The organism is Pseudomonas sp. (assembly GCF_050739995.1).
GTDB lineage: Bacteria > Pseudomonadota > Gammaproteobacteria > Pseudomonadales > Pseudomonadaceae > Aquipseudomonas.
The window spans coordinates 1-18,316 of sequence record NZ_JBOICG010000400.1 but is presented as its reverse complement, the minus strand read 5'-3'; the positions used below and the strand labels follow the sequence as shown (position 1 = coordinate 18,316).

The window sequence follows — 18,316 nt, the reverse complement described above, 5'->3', positions numbered from 1 at the left end:
GTCCTGGCCCTGGACCCGGCCACCGATACCAACCGCGCCATGGGCAAAGCCCGCAGCCAGGGTTTTGACCTGCAAGTAAGCGGGCAAGTGACCGACGCCGTTCGAGTGATCGGGGCCTTCGCCTATATCGATGCCGAAGTCACCAAAGGTGACAAAGCCATCCCGACCGGCAGCCGGATTCTCGGCGTGGCCAAGCACAGCGGCAGCCTGCTGGGCGTGTATGAATTCCAGGATGGCGCGTTACGCGGTTCAGACCTGGGCGCGGCATTCACCTATGTCGGTGACCGCTCCGGCGAAGCGGGCAGCCGCTTTGAATTGCCGGCCTATCACACCGTCGATTTGCTGGCCCATTACAAGGCCACCGAACAAGTCACAGTGGGCCTGAACCTTAACAACCTGTTCAACGAAAAATACTACGAGCGCTCCTACAGCTCCTACTGGGTCAGCCCCGGCGAGCCGCGCAATCTAACCCTGAGTTTGACCCTTAACCTGTAAAAGGACGTCACCATGCACCCTCTCAAACCCCTGGCATTGATTGGCCTGCTGTTTGCCACTCAGGTATCGGCCCACGGCCTGTGGACCGAACAACGTCGTGGCAACATCGAAGTGATCTACGGCCATGGCGCCGAAGACAACGCCTTCAAGGCCCAGAAAATCAGCGGCGCCTGGGCATACGACGCCAGCGGCAAAATGATCCCGGTAACTGTGGAACGCCTCGACGACCACGCACGCCTCAAGCCACTCAAAACGCCGGCGATACTGGCGGTAGCGCTGGATAACGGCATGTGGTCGCAAACGGCGGATAAAAAATGGATCAACAAAGGGCGCACCCAAGTGCCTGGGGCCATTGAGTCGACGCAAACCTTCAAGTACAGCCTGGCGATCTACGAACCGGGTGCCAAGCTGCCCAAGCTGGATGCCCTCAAACTGCTGATCCTGCCAGAAGCCGACCCGCTGACGGTCGGCCCGGGCAAGTCACTGCCGGTGCGAGTGCTGCTGGATGGGAAGCCTGCGGCGGGAGTCAAATTGATTGGCGATTACCGTAATGCGCCGAACACCTTGAGTACCGAGACCGATAAAGATGGCCGTGCTCAGGTACTGGTGCGCAATGAAGGCTTGAATGTGATTTCTGCGCAGGTAGAGGTGCCGCTTAAAGACAATGCCGACGTGGCGACGCGTGGCCTGTTCACCTCGCTGACCTTCCTCGGCGAACCCCACCACGAGTAACACCCTCAACTCCAAGTGGGCTCAGTAGACATGTGGGAGAGGGCTTGCTCCCGATTGCAGTGCATCTGTCATATATCCAGTGACTGACACACCACGATCAGGAGCAAGCCCCCTCCCACATTTAAATCTCACTCGGCTTGATTACAAGGTTGCCGGCGCTCTTTCACACAAGGCATTGAGCGCCGCCGCCCACTGCGGGTCGTCATTCAGGCACGGCACCAACACCAGCTCCTCGCCCCCCGCTTCGCGGAATTGTTCCAAGCCGCGATCGCCGATTTCTTCGAGCGTCTCGATGCAATCGGCGACAAAGGCCGGGCACATCACCAACAGCTTTTTCACACCCTGTTGGGCCAGGGTTTCCAGGCGAGCCTCGGTGTAGGGTTCGATCCACTTCGCCCGGCCCAGGCGCGATTGAAAAGCCACCGACCACTTATCGTCGGGCAGCCCCATCCGCGCGGCAAAATCCCGCGCCACACTGAAACACTGGCCGCGATAACAAGTGGCACGCACTTCGGGCGACGCGTTGGCGCAGCAATCCGTCGCGCCATCAAAGCTATGGCTCGGGTTGAGTTTCTTCAGGTGCCGCTCCGGCAGGCCGTGGAAGCTGAACAGCAAGTGATCATAATCCTGCTGCAAATGCGGTTTGGCACTGGCGACCAGCGCGTCGAGGTATTCGGGTTGATCGTAGAAGGGCTGCAGGATGGCGAAACGCAGGTCGAGCTTTTTGTCCCGCACCACGCGCCGTGCTTCTTCCACCACAGTGGTGACGGTACTGTCGGCGAACTGTGGATACAGCGGTGCCAATGTGACGTTGCGAATGCCCTGGCCGGCCAGACGAGTCAGCACACTTTCAATGGAGGGCTCGCCATAACGCATGGCCAACTCGACCGGGCCTTGGGTCCATTGCGCGGTCATCTGCTGCTGCAGGCGGCGGCTGAGTACCACCAGCGGCGATCCCTCGTCCCACCAGATCGAGGCGTAGGCATGGGCTGACTGCTCGGGCCGCTTGATCAGGATCAGCGACACCAGCAAGCGTCGTACTGGCCACGGCAGATCGATCACATAAGGGTCCATCAGGAACTGATTGAGGTAGCTGCGCACATCGGCCACCGAAGTGGACGCCGGTGAACCCAGGTTGACCAGTAACAACGCGTGATCCGTCATGCAACATCCTATCTCTAGAGGCGGCTGGACAAGTCTTCCAGGGCCGCGTGCAACTCAGTGAACTGAAAAGTGAAACCAGCGGCCAGCAGCCGCTCGGGAACGGCCTTCTGCCCGCCCAGCAACAACCCGGACAACTCACCCAAGCCAACCTTCAACGCCAAGGCCGGCATCGGCATGAACGCGGGCCGGTGCAACACCTGGCCCAGGGTCTTGGCAAATTCGCGGTTACGCACCGGGCAAGGCGCGCACGCATTATAAGGACCGCTGGCGTCAGGCTTGTGCAGAAGAAAATCAATCAGGGCGATTTGATCTTTTATATGCACCCACGGCATCCACTGCCGACCATCGCCGATCGGCCCGCCCAACGCCAGCTTGAAGGGCAGCAACAGCCGCGACAAAAAGCCGCCCTCGGCAGCCAGCACCAGGCCGGTGCGCACCAGCACCACACGTATACCCAACGCTTCGGCGCGCAGTGCGGTTTCTTCCCAGGCGATACACAGTTGGCTGGGGAAATCATCCTGCACCGGGCCGCAGGCTTCAGTCAGCTCGCGTTCGCCGCCGTCGCCATACCAGCCGACGGCGGAACCGGAAATCAGCACGGCCGGTTTCTGCTCAAGGCTTTCCATCCACGCCAGCAAGGTTTCAGTGAGACTGATACGGCTGCTCCACAGCAGCGCCTTGCGCTTTTTGGTCCACGGACGATCAGCGATGGGCGCACCGGCCAGGTTAATGACCGCGTCCACCACGCCGATAACCTCTTGCAGGCGAGCGACACCCAACACTTGATCGCCACAGACCTTGGCGACCTGTTCCGGGTCACGGCTCCACACGGTCAGGCGATGGCCTCGGGCGAGCCAATAACGGCAGAGTTGGCGACCGATCAAACCAGTACCGCCGGTCAGCAAAATATGCATAGGACGCTCCTTATGTAACGTTTGCCGCCCGCCACTGGTCTATTTTGTATGCAGGGATCATTTGTAATCGGGCGTAACTTTGGTTTGTTCAGGGCTCAGTCTTAACCTTAGGTTACGCCGTAAGAACAGGTACGCCAAAACTTATACCAAAAAACAATATTGTACAGCTATTGGTGTCGGCGTAGGCTGTACCCAACGGTAAACGAGGCCTCCTATGACTGTTCCCATCGCGATCATCGGCACCGGCATCGCCGGTCTCTCCGCCGCTCGAGCGTTGCAAGACGCGGGGCACACCGTACAACTCTTCGATAAAAGCCGCGGCAGCGGCGGCCGTATGTCCAGCAAGCACAGCGATGCCGGCTCACTGGACATGGGCGCGCAATACTTCACCGCCCGCGACCGGCGCTTCGTCAACGAAGTACAGCGCTGGCAAAGCAACGGCTGGGCCGAACAGTGGAAGCCGCAGCTGTACAACTTCAAGTCCGGCCAGCTCAGCCCCTCTCCCGATGAACAGATACGCTGGGTCGGCACGCCGCGCATGAGCGCCATCACCCGCGCGCTGCTCGACGACTTGCCGGTGGAGTTCGGTTGCCGCATCACCGAAGTGTTCCAGGGCAAACAACACTGGAACCTGCTGGACGCCGATGGCGACAACCACGGCCCATTCAGTCACGTGGTGATCGCTACGCCAGCCCCCCAAGCCACCGCCCTGCTGGCTGCCGCGCCTAAGCTGGCAAGCGCCGCCGCCGGGGTGAAAATGGACCCGACCTGGGCCATCGCCCTGGCCTTCGACACGCCTCTGGATACACCGATGGAAGGCTGCTTCGTGCAAGACAGTCCTCTCGACTGGCTGGCGCGCAACCGCAGCAAACCAGGACGCGACACCACCCTCGACACCTGGGTGCTGCACGCCACCAGCGCGTGGAGCAAGGCCCACCTGGACTTGCCCAAGGAAGCCGTGATCGAGCACTTGCACGGCGCGTTCGCCGAACTGCTGCACAGCAGCATGCCCGCACCTTCGTTCAGCCTGGCGCATCGCTGGCTGTATGCCCGACCGTCCAGCAGCCATGAGTTCGGCGTGTTAGCCGATGCCGACCTCGGCTTGTATGTGTGCGGTGACTGGTGCCTGTCGGGCCGGGTGGAAGGCGCTTGGCTCAGCGGCCAGGAAGCGGCGCGGCGGTTGATTGAACACCTGTCGTAGCACGCACTGAAAATACCTGTACAAGTTATTTGACTTGTACAGCATAGAACCTATGATGAAATTAATTGTACAGATTTTTTACTTTGTATAGGAATTTCGCAGAGGTTTGGTCATGTCCTGCACCGCAAAACCAAAGATCGCCATCAGCGCCTGCCTGCTAGGCGAGAACGTTCGCTTCAACGGCGGACACAAACAATCCCTGTTGTGCAGCCAGACCCTCGCCGAGTATTTCGATTTTGTACCGCTGTGCCCCGAAGTTGCGATCGGCCTAGGCATCCCCCGCGAACCGATTCGACTGGTGGGCGACCCGAACCAGCCACAAGCCGTCGGCACCGTACGCCGCGAACTCAATGTCACCCAGCCGCTCGACGATTACGGCCTGCAAATGGCCAAAGATCATACCGACCTGTGTGGCTACATCTTTATGCAGAAGTCGCCGTCGTGTGGGCTGGAACGGGTCAAGGTCTACCGTGACAACGGCACCCCCATCGATGGTGGCGGACGCGGCATTTATGCCCAGGCATTTTGCGCACGCCATCCCAACCTGCCAGTGGAAGAGGACGGCCGCCTGAATGACCCGGTGCTGCGGGAAAACTTCCTGACCCGCGTCTTCGTCTACGCCAGCTGGCAACAGCTGTTGGCCGACGGTCTCACTCGCCACCGCCTGCTGGCTTTTCACTCGCGCTACAAATACCTGCTAATGGCCCACAGCCCGGCGCACTACAAAAGCCTCGGCCATCTGTTGGGCAGCATTGCCAAAGGCGACTCCCTCGACGACTTGGCCGCTTGCTATTTCACCGAGCTGATGACTGGCCTTAAGAAATGCGCCACCCGTGGCACCCACACCAACGTGCTGCAACACATCAGCGGCTACCTCAAGCTTGTCATCAGCGCCGATGACAAGCAGGAAATGCAAACCATCATTGGCCAATACCGCCACGGCATCGTGCCTCTGGTGGTGCCGCTCACCCTGCTCAAGCACCACTTTCGCCAACACCCGGACCGCTACATAGCGCAGCAGGCGTACCTGCAACCGCACCCGGAAAACCTCAGCCTGCGTAACGCGATCTAACTCATCATGAAAGCCGCCCTGCTGGACGAACCCGGCGAAGATATCGCCCAAGCCCTGGAAAACGGCTGGTTGCCGATCCGTGAAGTGGCGCGCCAGACCGGCGTCAACGCCATAACCCTGCGAGCCTGGGAGCGCCGCTACGGCCTGATCGTGCCGCAACGCACACCCAAGGGCCATCGGCTGTTCAACGCCGAGCATGTGCAACGGATCAATACCATCCTCACTTGGCTCAACCGCGGTGTGCCGGTCAGCCAGGTGAAGAACCTGATCGACTCCATCCAATCCAACCTCGACACCGTCGAAAATGAGTGGCACGCTTTGCGCCAGACGCTGATGCACGCCATCAGCGAACTGGCGGAGCGCCGAATCGACGAAGCCTTCAACCGGGCCATGGCGCTCTACCCGCCACGCACTTTGTGCGAGCAATTGATGATGCCGCTGCTCAACGCGCTTGAACAAAAGTGGCAAGGTCAGTTCGGCGCACAAATGGAGCGGGTGTTTTTCCTGTCATGGCTGCGCAGCAAATTCGGCGCGCGCATCTATCACAACAATCGCCAACTCCAGGGTGCGCCGCTGCTGCTGGTCAACCAATCCGACCTGCCTCTGGAACCGTGTCTGTGGCTCTGCGCCTGGCTAGCCAGCAGCGCCGATTGCCCAGTGGAAGTGTTTGACTGGCCGCTGCCGGCCGGCGAACTGGCTTTGGCCGTTGAACACCTGCAACCCCGTGCGGTGCTGCTGTATTCGAGCAAGCCCCTGCATTTTCCGACACTCACAAAACTTCTGAGCGGAACCCGTTGCCCAATCCTGGTTGCCGGACCAACGGTATGCATCCACCACGCCGAGTTGGCCGCATTAACCCGTGACACCTCGCAATTGTCCGTGGCCGAAGACCCGTTGTCGGCTCACCAGATACTGATCCAGCGTGGAATTGTTTAAATGCATTTGATCTGGCTGCGCACCGACCTGCGCCTACACGACAACACCGCCCTGGCCGCCGCGTGCCAGCGAGGCCCGACCGCGGCCATTTACCTGATCACGCCCGAACAATGGCTGGCCCATGATGACGCGCCGTGCAAAGTCGACTTCTGGCTGCGCAATTTGCAGCATCTGAGCCAGGCGCTGGGCGAGCTGAACATTCCCTTACTGATCCGTACGGCCAAGACCTGGGACGAGGTCCCGGGCGTGTTGAGCACCCTGTGCCGGGAAATGTTGGTCACGTCGGTGCACGTCAACCAGGAATACGGTATCCACGAAAGCCGCCGCGATGCAGCAGTGGCCAAGGCCTTGGAAGCTGACGGCGTGACCTTCCACAGTTACCTCGACCAGCTACTCTTCCAGCCTGGCAGCGTGCTGACCAAGACCGGCAGCTACTTCCAGGTGTTCAGCCAGTTCCGCAAAGTCTGCTACACCCGCCTGCACAGTGCCTTGCCAGCCCTCGTCGCGACGCCAAAAGCCCAGGCCCCGCTCATGTTCAACAGTGACGCGGTGCCGACCAGCGTTGAAGGCTTCGAGCCGCCCAGCGAAACCTTGCGCGACCTCTGGCCGGCCGGTGAAGACGAAGCCCGTCGCCGACTGGAAGCTTTCGCCGATCAGCAGATCAGCGACTACAAAGACGAACGCGATTACCCGGCCAAGCCCGGCACCAGCCAACTGTCCGCCTACCTCGCCGCTGGCGTGGTTTCGCCGCGCCAATGCTTGCATGCTGCGCTGCAAACCAACCAGGGTGAGTTCGAAAGTGGTGACGTGGGCGCCATCACCTGGATCAACGAATTGTTGTGGCGCGAGTTCTACAAACACATCCTGGTCGGCTACCCACGAGTCTCTCGGCACCGTGCGTTCCGCCCCGAGACCGAAGCGGTAGCCTGGCGCCACGCCCCCAAGGAACTCGCCGCCTGGCAACAAGCCCGTACCGGCCTGCCGATCATCGACGCCGCCATGCGCCAACTGCTGGAAACCGGCTGGATGCACAACCGCCTGCGCATGGTGGTGGCGATGTTCCTGACCAAGAACCTGCTGATCGACTGGCGTGAAGGCGAGCGCTTCTTTATGCGCCACCTGATCGACGGCGACCTGGCCGCCAACAACGGCGGCTGGCAATGGAGCGCCTCCACCGGCACCGACTCGGCACCGTACTTCCGGATTTTCAGCCCGTTGAGCCAATCGGAAAAGTTCGACAGCGAAGGCGTGTTCATCAAGCGCTGGCTGCCGGAGCTGGCCACGCTGAATAAAAAACAGGTGCACAACCCCGAAACAGTCGGCGGCCTGTTTGGCCTAGCCGATTACCCGCGCGCGATCGTCGACCTGAAGCAATCTCGTGAACGCGCACTGGCCGCGTTTCGCGGCTTGCCATCACGCCAGGAGGTTGCCGAACATGAGTGACTTTCGTCGTTATTGGCTGACCGGTGCCAGCAGTGGTATCGGCGCGGCGCTGGCCGTGGAGCTGCTCAACAGCGGTGCCCACGTGGCTCTCAGCTCGCGAACCAAAGACCCACTGGAATCACTCGCCCAACGGTATCCAGGGCAAGTGCTGGTGGTGGCCGGCAACCTGACCAACAGCCAGACCGTGCGCGAAATCAGCGAGCACATCGCCGCGGAATGGGGGTCGTTGGATACGGTGATCCTCAACGCCGGCACCTGTGAATACGTCGACGCCAGACAGTTCGATTCGTCGATCATCGAACACGTGGTGCGCACCAATTTGCTGGCCAGCAGTTACTGCATCGAAGCCGCTCTGCCCCTACTGCGCAAAGGGCTGAACCCGCACTTGGTGGGCGTGACCAGCGCGGTGACCTACCTGCCAATGCCCCGCGCCGAGGCCTATGGCGCGTCCAAGGTTGGCTTGCGCTACCTGTTCGAAGCCCTGCACGACAGCTTGTCGCCGGAGTCTATCGACGTCACAGTGATCAGCCCGGGCTTTGTCGACGCACCGCTGACCGAACTCAATGATGTCCCGATGCCCTTGAACTGGTCCGCGAACAAGGCGGCGAAGTACATCTACGCCAAGCTTGCCAACCGGCCTCTGGAAATCGCATTTCCCGCATTGTTCATCGCCACCTTGTGGCCACTGTCAAAGCAGCCCAACCGTGCTCAACTGATCATCGGAAAACGCAAGCTGCGCAGCCCACCGCCACAGAAGGACGACCAGTGAATCGGCAACTGGGGCACTGACGTCCGTCAGAGCATTCACACGCACATCACGCGCTTGCCTTACACTGCGCGCCTATGACCACCATCCCCCACACCCAGATCACCGAACCCGCCGTCACCTGCTCGACGTGCGCGGCCTGCTGCTGCCAGCTGGAAGTCATGCTGATCACCGACACGGGCGTGCCGGAGCGCTTTATCGATACCGACGACTGGGGCGGCGAAGTGATGCTGCGCCTGGACGACGGTTGGTGTGCGGCGCTGGATCGGGACACGATGATGTGCACGATCTACGAAAGGCGACCGCTGATTTGCCGGGAGTTCGAGATGGGGGCGCCGGAATGCATCGAAGAGCGCCAGGGGATTGCGACGGCTTACCGGTAACTCCCTGTGGGAGCTGGCTTGCCTGCTCCCACATTTGGTTGGCGGTGTGCTTGGGCATTACAACGGCAGGGTGTAGTGCAGCGAGTAGCTCTCTACCCCATCGTTATTGCTGCTGATACCGGCGTTGGAATAATGCGTGGCGCGAATGCCCACTTCATGCCCGCCGGCAAAGCGCAGGCCAAAGCCCAAACGGTCTTCGAACTGGAAAGCCTGGCCGAGGTTGTTGTCTTCAACCCGAGTGCGCGAGAACAGTGCCACGCCGATCCCCGCCTCGATGTAAGGCTTGACCGATGCCCCGGCAAACTCATACACAAACACCGGTGAGAACGACAGGCTGCTCACGCTGGCGCGCTTGTCACCGTCCCAGTAGGTGTAGGCGCCACTCCAGTAGCCGGTCAGCCGGCCGGTATCGCTCTGCCACCAGCTTTTATCCCAGTCGGAAGTCAGGCCCAGGCGATAGGTCATATTCGAATCGCGCGTACTGCCTACCCCAAACTCCAGCCCTGCGGCCTGCGTTGAAAAAGAGTACCCCACCAGAGCAGCCGCAATCGCAGCCAAAGACAACATACGCTTCATAAGAAACATCCTTCCCAACGAAGTTATTTGGTTTTGTACAAGCTCACTCGCTATTGAAACTGGCGTGAAGACAGAAGTTCAGTTGCTAAACGCCGTAATTCGACGAATTTTTCACAAACCAAAATTACGCACAACGCCAGGATATTTCCATAGCATGGGTAGGATATTTCTTAGATGCTCAGCGTCGCCGCTGGTCCAGAACTGGGCAGGCTCTGGATTCCCCTCGGCCAGTAACTCGCGCTCGGCCAACAATCGCTTGAGCTGGCGGGCGACGGCAGCACCCGTGTCAATCAGGATGATGCTGGGCGGGAGCATCTGTGCCAGCAGTGGCTTGAGGAAGGGATAGTGGGTGCAGCCGAGAATAATGGTGTCGCAACCGGCACTGAGCAGCGGTTCGACGTAGCCCTGCAACATCTTGCGCAGCGCAGGGCTGCCGAGGTCGCCGGTTTCGATCAACTCCACCAACCCAGGGCAGGGTTGGGTAATCACCCGCACATCAGTGGCGAAGCGGTCGAGCAAGGCGGCGAACTTGGCGCTTTGCAGAGTACCGGTGGTGGCAAGCACACCGACCACGCCGCTGCGAGTAGCGGCGGCCGCGGGCTTGACTGCCGGCTCCATACCGACCAGCGGCCAGTCGGGGTAGTCTTGGCGCAGATCAGCGACCGCAGCTACGGTCGCGGTGTTGCAGGCGATCACAAACGCCTTGGCGCCGCGCTCGCGAAAGAACTCGGCCACCCTTCGGGAACGCTCAAGAATGAACTGCGAGGTTTTCTCCCCGTAGGGGATATGCCCACAGTCCGCCACGTACAGCAGCGACTCATGAGGCAACAACTGTTGGATTTCATCCAATACCGTCAAGCCACCGATACCGGAATCGAACACACCGATGGGCGCGCCTTTATCCATGCTGAGTCCCACACACGCTGCAACCCGGATCGCGCTTGACCCGCAGTTCGCGAAACCGCGTGGTCAAGGCATCGATCAGCAATAAACGCCCCACCAACGGCTCACCAAAACCCGCCAGCAACTTCAACGCTTCCAGCGCTTGCAGGCTACCGACCAGCCCCACCAACGGCCCGACCACACCGGCTTCGCTGCAAGTCAGTTCGGTGTCACTGCCGTGCCCATATAAACAGTGGTAGCACGGACTGTCGGCGCGACGCGGGTCGAACACCGACAACTGCCCCTCAAGCCGAATGGCCGCGCCACTGATCAATGGCTTACCCGCCGCGATGCAGGCAGCATTGACCGCCTCGCGGGTGGAGAAGTTGTCGCTGCAATCGAGCACCACGTCCACATTCGCCACCGCCGCCGTCAGTGAGTCAGCATCCAGCGCTGTACGATGGGCAAGCAAGGTGATGTCAGGGTTGATTGCTGTCAGGCGGCGGATGGCCGAATCGACCTTGGTCTGCCCGACGCTGTCGGTGTCATGGATGATCTGGCGTTGCAGGTTGGTCAGGTCGACTGTGTCGAAGTCCGCCAGATGCAATTGCCCCACACCCGCCGCCGCCAAATACAGTGCGACCGGCGCACCCAAGCCGCCGAGGCCGATGATCAGGGCGCGGCTGTTTTTCAGGCGCAACTGACCTTCGATGTCGACATGCTGCAACAGAATCTGCCGGCTATAGCGCAACAGCTCCTGATCGGTCAGCACGGCCGGCGCCCCAAAGTGATGCGCTCGTGGTCGCCAAGGTCGATGCGGCTGTGCACCTCTTCAAAACCTTGGCTCAGCAACAGGTCACGCACAGCGGCTGCTTGATCGTAACCGTGCTCAAGCAACAGCCAACCACCGGCATTCAAGTGAGCCGGTGACGCTTGGATGATCAGCCGCAAGTCGTCCAGACCATCGTGGCCCGCCACCAGCGCGCTGGCGGGCTCAAAGCGCACATCGCCAGCAACCAGGTGTGGATCGTTATCGGCGATATACGGTGGATTGCTGATGATCAGGTCGTAAGCCAGGCCTTGCAGGGCACTGAACCAATGGCTGTTCAACACCGTGGCGTTCTTCAGATGCAGGCGCTGGCGATTGCGTTCGGCCAGGGCGACGGCTTCCAACACCCGGTCAACGGCAGTGACTTGCCAGGCCGGACGCTCGCTGGCCAAGGCCAGGGCAATGGCGCCGCTGCCAGTGCCCAGGTCAAGGACCTTGACCGGTGTGGCCGGCAGCAGTTCCAGAGCGGCTTCCACCAACAGTTCGGTTTCCGGACGCGGGATCAACGTGTGGGGCGCGACCTCCAGGTCCAGTTTCCAGAAGCCTTGCTGGCCAAGGATGTACGCCACTGGCTCACCGCTACGGCGGCGCTGCAGGTAACCGGCGAAGGTCAGCGCGTCTTCACTGCTGACGATTTTTTCCGGCCAGGTATGCAAGTAGCTGCGGGATTTACCCAAGGCAGCCGCCAGCAAAAGCTCCACATCCAGGCGCGCGGTGGGCGAGTCTGGCAGGTCGGCGGCTCGCAGCAGGCTGGCGATGATGGTCATTTATTCACCTATTGCCGCTAATTGATCAGCCTGGTATTCGGCGAGCAACGGTTCGATCACCGCTTCAACGCCACCCGCGAGGATCTCGTCAAGGGAATAAAGGGTAAGGTTGACCCGATGATCAGTGACCCGGCCCTGGGCAAAGTTATAGGTACGGATGCGTTCGGAACGGTCGCCCGAACCCACCAGCAATTTACGCTCGCTGGCAATTGCGTTGGCGGCGGCGCTGGTCTGCTGGTCGTTGAGCTTGGCCGACAGCCAGGACATCGCCCGTGCACGGTTCTTGTGCTGGGAGCGTTCTTCCTGGCACTCCACCACGATGCCCGACGGCAAGTGAGTGATCCGGATCGCCGAGTCGGTCTTGTTCACGTGCTGGCCACCAGCGCCCGACGAGCGGTAGGTATCGATGCGCAAGTCCGCCGGGTTGATCTCGATGGCTTCCTGTTCGTCCGGCTCAGGCAATACGGCGACAGTACACGCCGAGGTATGGATGCGGCCTTGGGACTCGGTCGCCGGAACGCGTTGTACACGATGGGCGCCAGATTCGAACTTGAGCTTGCCGTAGACGTTGTCGCCTTCAACCCGGGCGATGACTTCTTTATAGCCGCCGTGTTCACCTTCGTTCTCGGACAGAATCTCCACGCGCCAACCACGACGCTCGGCATAACGCGAGTACATGCGAAACAGGTCGCCGGAGAAGATCGCCGCCTCATCACCACCCGTGCCGGCACGGATTTCGAGGAACACGTTGCGGCCATCATTCGGGTCTTTGGGCAGCAACATGCGTTGCAGATCGCCTTCCAGCTCGGCCAGTTTTTCCTTGGCCTCACGGACTTCTTCCACGGCCATTTCACGCATGTCCGGGTCGCTGTCCTTGAGCAGCGCCTGGGCGCCTTCGAGGTCGGCCTGCACCTTCAACAGGTTTTTATAGGTAGCCACAACGGGCTCAACCTCGGCGTATTCCTTGGAATAGGCGCGAAATTTGGTTTGATCGGAGATGACCTCGCCATCGCCGAGCAAGGCGGTCAGTTCTTCGAAACGGTCCTGGAGCACATCCAGTTTATTGAGCAGTGACGCTTTCATTGCGGTTTTTTATCCGAAGAGCTATCTGACGCGCCCTCACCGAGGGCAAAGAGTTCCTGGGCCATGGCCAGCGCATCGAGGCGGCCTTCGGCGGTAAGCTTTTTCAACTGCACGCTGGGCGCATGCAGCAATTTGTTGGTCAGGCCGCGAGCCAATTGCATCAGCACCTCTTCGGCGCTGCTGCCGTTGGCCAGCAAACGCTGGGCCTTGATCAATTCCTCATCGCGCAGGCGTTCGCCCTGCTGACGATACGCCTTGAGTACATCCACCGCCGCCAATTCACGCAGGCGCACCATGAAATCTTCGGCACCGGTGCTGACCATTTCCTCGGCGGCCTGGGCAGCGCCCTGGCGGCTCTTGAGGTTTTCAGCGACCACTTCATGCAAATCGTCGACGCTGTAGAGGTAAACGTCGTCCAACTCGCCGACTTCGGGTTCGATATCGCGGGGAACAGCGATATCCACCATGAAAATCGGCTTGTGCTTGCGCAGTTTCAGCGCGCTTTCCACTGCGCCCTTGCCGAGGATCGGCAGTTGGCTGGCGGTGGAGCTGATCACGATGTCGCTGCGCACCAATTCGGCCGGGATATCCGACAGCAGCACCGCGTGGGCACCGAACTGCTCCGCGAGGATACTCGCGCGCTCAAGCGTACGGTTGGCGACCACGATGCGCTTGACGCCCAAGTCGTGGAGATGGCGGGCGACCAGGGTGATGGTCTCGCCGGCACCGATCAGCAGTGCCTGGCTGCGTTGCAGGTCACTGAAAATCTGCTTGGCCAGGCTGACGGCGGCAAACGCCACGGAGACCGGGTTTTCGCCGATCGCGGTGTCGGTGCGCACCTGCTTGGCGGAATTGAACGTGGCCTGGAACAGGCGCCCCAACAGCGGGCCCACGGTCCCGGCCTCACGGGCCACGGCGTAGGCGGACTTCATCTGGCCGAGGATCTGTGGCTCGCCCAACACCAACGAGTCGAGCCCAGCGGCGACGCGCATCATGTGACGAACTGCCGCATCCTCTTCGTGCACATAAGCACTCGCGCGCAGGTCGTCGAGGCTCAAATGGTGGTAATCAGCCAGCCAGCGCAGGACGACATCCGCTGAAAGATGTTCCTGCTCTATATAAAGCTCACTGCGATTGCAGGTCGAAAGGATTGCAGCTTCGCGGCTGTCGGTGAGCCGGCAGAGCTGCTGCAAGGCCTCAACCAACTGCTCTGGCGTAAACGCCACGCGCTCGCGCACGTCTACGGAGGCAGTCTTGTGGTTAATACCGAGTGCGAGGAAGGCCATTCAATATCGCTGATGATGTCGGGAAGCCGACAATTGTCCTACTTCGAAAGACCCAGAACAACCACCGTCGTCTATTGTCCTAATGCCTTGTGTCTATAAAGGCGCCAACTGAGACTCGGTTATGTTTGGCCGAAGGCTTGTGTCATGATGATCCGACCGCAGGTTAGTCGTCCTCTTCCTATATGAATAGATCTTCCGCGTTGCTCCTTGCTTTTGTCTTCCTCAGCGGCTGCCAGACTTTGGCCCCCGTGTCGCCGGACGGTACGCCTCCGGTTGAAGACAGCACCCCCGCCCCTGAAAAGCCCAAGGTTTATTCCTCGTTCCAGGAAGAAACGATCTACAGCCTCCTGACCGCAGAACTGGCCGGCCAGCGCAATCGCTTCGATATCGCGCTGGATAACTACGTGACGCAGGCAATCAACACTCAGGACCCTGGTATTTCCGAGCGCGCGTTTCGTATCGCCGAATACCTGGGGGCTGACCAGGCTGCGCTGGACACATCGCTGATCTGGGCCAAAAACGCCCCGGACGATCTGGAAGCCCAGCGCGCTGCAGCCGTTCAATTGGCCCGGGCCGGGCGCTATGACGACTCCATGGTCTATATGGAGAAAGTCCTGCAAGGCAAAGGCGACACCCATTTCGACTTCCTCGCGCTGTCGGCCGCCGACACTGACCAGGACACGCGCAATGGCTTGATGAAGAGCTTTGACCGGTTGCTGCAAAAGCACCCGAAGAACAGCCAACTGATTTTCGGCAAGGCATTGCTGCTGCAACAGGATGACGAAGCCGACGCTGCGTTGAAGCTGTTGGAGCAGAACCCACCGGAAGAGGGCGAAATCGCACCGATCCTGCTGCGCGCGCGCCTGCTGCAGAACCTCAGTCGCGGCAAGGAAGCGATTCCTCTGCTGGAAAAAAGCATCAAGAAGTACCCAGAGGACAAGCGCCTGCGCCTGACCTACGCGCGGATGCTGGTTGAACAGGACCGCATGGAAGACGCCAAAGTGCAGTTCGCCAACCTCGTCCAGCAATACCCGGACGATGATGAACTGCGTTATTCCCTGGCGCTGGTGTGCCTGGAAGCCAAGGCCTGGGACGAGGCCAAGGGGTACCTGGAAGAGCTGATCGAGCGGGAAAGCCATGTGGACTCGGCGCACCTGAACCTCGGCCGCATCGCTGAAGAACGCAACGACCCACAAGCGGCCCTGCTCGAATACGCCCAAGTCGGCCCAGGCAATGACTACCTGCCAGCCCAACTGCGCCAGGCTGATATTCTGATGAGCAACGGTCGCACCGATGAAGCGGAAAAGCGCCTGGCGGCAGCCCGTGATGCCGAACCGGACTACGCGATCCAGCTCTATCTGATCCAGGCCGAGACCTTGTCCGCCAACAATCAAGGCGAGCGCGCCTGGAAATTGCTGCAACAAGCCTTGCTGCAATATCCCGACGATCTGAACCTGCTGTACACCCGCGCCATGCAGGCGGAAAAACGCAATGACCTCGCGCAGATGGAAAAAGACCTGCGCCTGATCATCAAGCGCGACCCGGATAACGCCATGGCCCTCAACGCCCTGGGTTACACCCTGTCTGATCGCACCACACGTTACGCCGAAGCCAAGGCGCTGATCGAGCAAGCGCACAAGCTCAACCCGGAAGACCCGGCCGTGCTCGACAGCCTGGGCTGGGTGAATTACCGCCTGGGCAACCTGGACGAGGCGGAACGCCTGTTGCGTCAAGCACTCGAACGCTTCCCCGACCAGGAAGTCGCCGCTCACCTGGGTGAAGTGCTGTGGGCCAACGGCAAGCAGCGCGAAGCGCGACAAATCTGGGAAAAATTCCTCAAGGAACAACCCGAAAGCCCCATCCTGCGCGGCACCATCAAGCGCCTGACCGGATCCGAGACCCTTTAAGCTTATGTTCTTGCGCCACATTGTAGTGTTCAGTTTCATCGCCCTGCTCGCCGGTTGCGCGGGCATAGGCAGCCGTGAATCCGTTGAAGGCCAGGGCAACCCGGCGCAATGGAAGCAGCACAAGGATCAGCTCAGCAGCATTGACGGCTGGCAAATCGAAGGCAAGGTCGGAGTACGTGCGCCGAAGGATTCCGGCAGCGGCACATTGTTCTGGCTGCAACGCCAGGATTACTACGACATCCGCCTGTCTGGCCCCCTGGGGCGCGGCGCGGCTCGTCTGACTGGTCGGCCGGGGCAAGTGAGTCTCGAAGTGGCCAACCAGGGTCGCTACGAAGCCGCATCGCCAGAAGCCCTGCTAGAGGAACAGATTGGCTGGAAACTGCCGGTATCCCATCTCGTCTGGTGGGTGCGCGGCTTGCCCGCACCTGACAGCAAGAGCCGCTTGAGCCTCAACGGCGATAGCCGCCTGGCCACCCTTGAGCAGGACGGTTGGCAGGTCGAGTACTTGAGCTATGTGCAACAAAGCGGTTATTGGCTGCCCGAGCGCATCAAGCTGCATGGCACCGACCTGGATGTCACACTGGTGATCAAGGACTGGCAACCGCGCAAGTTGGGGCAATAAAAAGTGACTGTGGAAAAGCTGACGCTGCCCTCCCCCGCCAAACTCAATTTGATGCTGCACATTCTCGGGCGCCGTGAAGACGGCTACCACGAGTTGCAGACGCTGTTTCAATTCCTCGACTACGGCGATGAGCTGACGTTCGCTGTTCGCGACGACGGCGTGATCAAACTGCATACCGAATTCGAAGGCGTGCCCCACGACAGCAACCTGATTGTGAAGGCCGCGAAAAAACTTCAGGAACAATCCGGCTGCTCGCTCGGCATCGACATCTGGATCGATAAAATCTTGCCCATGGGCGGTGGTATCGGCGGTGGCAGCTCGAATGCCGCCACAACCTTGCTGGGTCTGAATCACTTGTGGCAACTGGGCTGGGACCACGATCGCCTGGCGGCGCTGGGCCTTACGCTGGGCGCCGACGTCCCGGTTTTCGTGCGTGGGCACGCCGCATTTGCTGAGGGTGTAGGGGAGAAACTGACCCCTGTAGAGCCCGAAGAGCCTTGGTATCTCGTGCTTGTGCCGCAAGTATCTGTAAGTACAGCAGAAATTTTTTCAGATCCGTTGTTGACACGTAACTCTTCTCCCATTAAAGTGCGCCCTGTTCCCAAGGGAAACAGTCGAAATGACTGCTTACCGGTTGTAGCAAGGCGTTATCCAGAGGTACGTAACGCTTTGAATTTGTTAGGTAAATTTACCGAAGCAAAATTAACCGGAACTGGAAGTTGTGTGTTTGGGGGCTTCCCAAGCAAAGCTGAAGCTGATAAAGTCTCGGCCCTTCTTACAGAGACCCTTACAGGGTTTGTAGCAAAGGGAAGCAACGTTTCGATGTTGCATCGCAAGCTGCAAAGTCTGCTCTAAAAGGAACCGAGTGTTAGGCACTCGTTGCAACAGATACAGGGGCGTCGCCAAGCGGTAAGGCAGCAGGTTTTGATCCTGCCATGCGTTGGTTCGAATCCAGCCGCCCCTGCCATTTTCTAATACTCATCCAGGTTACCCTCAGCCTCTAGGTACTGCGCGTGTCCAAGATGATGGTCTTTACGGGGAATGCTAACCCCGATCTGGCTCGACGTGTCGTACGTCAGCTGCATATCACTCTCGGTGACATCTCTGTCGGTAAATTTTCCGACGGCGAAATTACAGCCGAGATCAATGAAAACGTTCGCGGTAAAGACGTCTTCATTATTCAGCCGACTTGCGCTCCGACCAACGATAACCTGATGGAACTCGTCGTGATGGCTGATGCCTTCCGCCGCTCCTCAGC

General features: G+C 59.9%; 20 protein-coding genes and 1 tRNA gene. 13 read left to right on the top strand and 8 right to left on the bottom strand.

Annotation, left to right across the window (positions count from 1 at the left end; translation table 11 throughout):
* Together ACRESD_RS13290 and ACRESD_RS13285 are read left to right on the top strand one after the other, a co-directional pair.
* Nucleotides 1-495 (top strand): TonB-dependent receptor domain-containing protein (locus ACRESD_RS13290; RefSeq protein WP_431751319.1); only part of this gene is annotated, 495 nt, incomplete at its 5' end.
* A 12-nt stretch (nt 496-507) separates the two neighbouring features.
* Nucleotides 508-1,227: a DUF4198 domain-containing protein gene (locus ACRESD_RS13285; protein WP_431751318.1), complete on the top strand. Its 720-nt coding sequence runs from the start codon at nt 508-510 to the stop codon at nt 1,225-1,227.
* Nucleotides 1,228-1,368: 141 nt separating this feature from the next.
* Here ACRESD_RS13285 and hemH read toward each other — a convergent pair whose 3' ends face one another.
* Nucleotides 1,369-2,391 carry a ferrochelatase gene (gene hemH, locus ACRESD_RS13280; RefSeq protein ID WP_431751317.1) on the bottom strand — a complete coding sequence of 341 codons (1,023 nt, stop codon included), beginning with the start codon at nt 2,389-2,391 and terminating at the stop codon, nt 1,369-1,371.
* Nucleotides 2,392-2,405: 14 nt separating this feature from the next.
* Complete coding sequence (locus ACRESD_RS13275) at nt 2,406-3,305, bottom strand: TIGR01777 family oxidoreductase (protein ID WP_431751316.1); 900 nt, start codon at nt 3,303-3,305, stop codon at nt 2,406-2,408.
* A gap of 214 nt (nt 3,306-3,519) precedes the next feature.
* Here ACRESD_RS13275 and ACRESD_RS13270 point away from each other — a divergent pair, with 214 nt between their 5' ends.
* The 6 genes from ACRESD_RS13270 (at nt 3,520) to ACRESD_RS13245 (ending at nt 9,106) form a co-directional block, all read left to right on the top strand.
* The gene (locus ACRESD_RS13270; protein ID WP_431751315.1) at nt 3,520-4,506 is read left to right on the top strand and encodes an NAD(P)/FAD-dependent oxidoreductase; all 987 of its coding nucleotides are present in this window, start codon (nt 3,520-3,522) and stop codon (nt 4,504-4,506) included.
* Nucleotides 4,507-4,618: 112 nt separating this feature from the next.
* On the top strand, nt 4,619-5,578 hold the full coding sequence (locus ACRESD_RS13265) for a YbgA family protein (protein ID WP_431751314.1): 960 nt from the start codon (nt 4,619-4,621) through the stop codon (nt 5,576-5,578).
* 6 nt (nt 5,579-5,584) lie between these two features.
* Nucleotides 5,585-6,514, top strand: coding sequence for a MerR family transcriptional regulator (locus ACRESD_RS13260; RefSeq protein WP_431751313.1), 930 nt, complete (start codon nt 5,585-5,587; stop codon nt 6,512-6,514).
* Nucleotides 6,515-7,957 (top strand): deoxyribodipyrimidine photo-lyase, encoded by a 1,443-nt coding sequence (gene phrB, locus ACRESD_RS13255; protein ID WP_431751312.1) that lies wholly within the window; start codon nt 6,515-6,517, stop codon nt 7,955-7,957.
* A complete protein-coding gene (locus ACRESD_RS13250) occupies nt 7,950-8,726 on the top strand; it encodes an SDR family NAD(P)-dependent oxidoreductase (RefSeq protein ID WP_431751311.1) in 777 nt (258 codons plus the stop codon). Before phrB ends, ACRESD_RS13250 begins: the two co-directional genes overlap by 8 nt.
* A 74-nt stretch (nt 8,727-8,800) precedes the next feature.
* Nucleotides 8,801-9,106 carry a YkgJ family cysteine cluster protein gene (locus ACRESD_RS13245; RefSeq protein ID WP_431751310.1) on the top strand — a complete coding sequence of 102 codons (306 nt, stop codon included), beginning with the start codon at nt 8,801-8,803 and terminating at the stop codon, nt 9,104-9,106.
* A gap of 57 nt (nt 9,107-9,163) precedes the next feature.
* Here ACRESD_RS13245 and ACRESD_RS13240 read toward each other — a convergent pair whose 3' ends face one another.
* From ACRESD_RS13240 to hemA, 6 genes are all read right to left on the bottom strand, one after another.
* Complete coding sequence (locus ACRESD_RS13240; RefSeq protein ID WP_431751309.1) at nt 9,164-9,682, bottom strand: acyloxyacyl hydrolase; 519 nt, start codon at nt 9,680-9,682, stop codon at nt 9,164-9,166.
* 111 nt (nt 9,683-9,793) lie between these two features.
* A complete protein-coding gene (gene murI / locus ACRESD_RS13235) occupies nt 9,794-10,588 on the bottom strand; it encodes a glutamate racemase (protein WP_431751308.1) in 795 nt (264 codons plus the stop codon).
* Nucleotides 10,581-11,336 carry a molybdopterin-synthase adenylyltransferase MoeB gene (locus ACRESD_RS13230; protein WP_431751307.1) on the bottom strand — a complete coding sequence of 252 codons (756 nt, stop codon included), beginning with the start codon at nt 11,334-11,336 and terminating at the stop codon, nt 10,581-10,583. The genes murI and ACRESD_RS13230 overlap by 8 nt, the downstream gene beginning before the upstream one ends.
* Nucleotides 11,330-12,160, bottom strand: a complete 831-nt coding sequence (gene prmC / locus ACRESD_RS13225; RefSeq protein WP_431751306.1) for a peptide chain release factor N(5)-glutamine methyltransferase — start codon at nt 12,158-12,160, stop codon at nt 11,330-11,332. Before prmC ends, ACRESD_RS13230 begins: the two co-directional genes overlap by 7 nt.
* A complete protein-coding gene (gene prfA / locus ACRESD_RS13220) occupies nt 12,161-13,243 on the bottom strand; it encodes a peptide chain release factor 1 (RefSeq protein ID WP_060754819.1) in 1,083 nt (360 codons plus the stop codon).
* Nucleotides 13,240-14,529 carry a glutamyl-tRNA reductase gene (gene hemA, locus ACRESD_RS13215; RefSeq protein WP_431751305.1) on the bottom strand — a complete coding sequence of 430 codons (1,290 nt, stop codon included), beginning with the start codon at nt 14,527-14,529 and terminating at the stop codon, nt 13,240-13,242. The genes prfA and hemA overlap by 4 nt, the downstream gene beginning before the upstream one ends.
* Before the next feature lie 182 nt (nt 14,530-14,711).
* On the opposite strand from hemA, the gene ACRESD_RS13210 reads away from it, so the two are divergent.
* The 5 genes from ACRESD_RS13210 to ACRESD_RS13190 all read left to right on the top strand — a co-directional run.
* A complete protein-coding gene (locus tag ACRESD_RS13210; protein ID WP_431751304.1) occupies nt 14,712-16,436 on the top strand; it encodes a tetratricopeptide repeat protein in 1,725 nt (574 codons plus the stop codon).
* A gap of 4 nt (nt 16,437-16,440) precedes the next feature.
* Nucleotides 16,441-17,058 carry a lipoprotein insertase outer membrane protein LolB gene (gene lolB / locus ACRESD_RS13205; RefSeq protein WP_431751303.1) on the top strand — a complete coding sequence of 206 codons (618 nt, stop codon included), beginning with the start codon at nt 16,441-16,443 and terminating at the stop codon, nt 17,056-17,058.
* A 51-nt stretch (nt 17,059-17,109) separates the two neighbouring features.
* Nucleotides 17,110-17,913, top strand: coding sequence for a 4-(cytidine 5'-diphospho)-2-C-methyl-D-erythritol kinase (gene ispE / locus ACRESD_RS13200; RefSeq protein WP_431751320.1), 804 nt, complete (start codon nt 17,110-17,112; stop codon nt 17,911-17,913).
* 37 nt (nt 17,914-17,950) lie between these two features.
* Nucleotides 17,951-18,025, top strand: a tRNA-Gln gene (locus ACRESD_RS13195).
* 46 nt (nt 18,026-18,071) lie between these two features.
* A partial coding sequence (locus ACRESD_RS13190; RefSeq protein WP_431751302.1) for a ribose-phosphate pyrophosphokinase-like domain-containing protein occupies nt 18,072-18,316 on the top strand: 245 nt, incomplete at its 3' end.

Coding starts and splice junctions, on each gene's coding strand:
- ACRESD_RS13285 (WP_431751318.1), top strand. CDS start 508: ATGCACCCTCTCAAACCCCTGGCATTGATTGGCCTGCTGTTTGCCACT.
- hemH (WP_431751317.1), bottom strand. CDS start 2,391: ATGACGGATCACGCGTTGTTACTGGTCAACCTGGGTTCACCGGCGTCC.
- ACRESD_RS13275 (WP_431751316.1), bottom strand. CDS start 3,305: ATGCATATTTTGCTGACCGGCGGTACTGGTTTGATCGGTCGCCAACTC.
- ACRESD_RS13270 (WP_431751315.1), top strand. CDS start 3,520: ATGACTGTTCCCATCGCGATCATCGGCACCGGCATCGCCGGTCTCTCC.
- ACRESD_RS13265 (WP_431751314.1), top strand. CDS start 4,619: ATGTCCTGCACCGCAAAACCAAAGATCGCCATCAGCGCCTGCCTGCTA.
- ACRESD_RS13260 (WP_431751313.1), top strand. CDS start 5,585: ATGAAAGCCGCCCTGCTGGACGAACCCGGCGAAGATATCGCCCAAGCC.
- phrB (WP_431751312.1), top strand. CDS start 6,515: ATGCATTTGATCTGGCTGCGCACCGACCTGCGCCTACACGACAACACC.
- ACRESD_RS13250 (WP_431751311.1), top strand. CDS start 7,950: ATGAGTGACTTTCGTCGTTATTGGCTGACCGGTGCCAGCAGTGGTATC.
- ACRESD_RS13245 (WP_431751310.1), top strand. CDS start 8,801: ATGACCACCATCCCCCACACCCAGATCACCGAACCCGCCGTCACCTGC.
- ACRESD_RS13240 (WP_431751309.1), bottom strand. CDS start 9,682: ATGAAGCGTATGTTGTCTTTGGCTGCGATTGCGGCTGCTCTGGTGGGG.
- murI (WP_431751308.1), bottom strand. CDS start 10,588: ATGGATAAAGGCGCGCCCATCGGTGTGTTCGATTCCGGTATCGGTGGC.
- prmC (WP_431751306.1), bottom strand. CDS start 12,160: ATGACCATCATCGCCAGCCTGCTGCGAGCCGCCGACCTGCCAGACTCG.
- prfA (WP_060754819.1), bottom strand. CDS start 13,243: ATGAAAGCGTCACTGCTCAATAAACTGGATGTGCTCCAGGACCGTTTC.
- hemA (WP_431751305.1), bottom strand. CDS start 14,529: ATGGCCTTCCTCGCACTCGGTATTAACCACAAGACTGCCTCCGTAGAC.
- ACRESD_RS13210 (WP_431751304.1), top strand. CDS start 14,712: ATGAATAGATCTTCCGCGTTGCTCCTTGCTTTTGTCTTCCTCAGCGGC.
- lolB (WP_431751303.1), top strand. CDS start 16,441: ATGTTCTTGCGCCACATTGTAGTGTTCAGTTTCATCGCCCTGCTCGCC.
- ispE (WP_431751320.1), top strand. CDS start 17,110: ATGCTGCACATTCTCGGGCGCCGTGAAGACGGCTACCACGAGTTGCAG.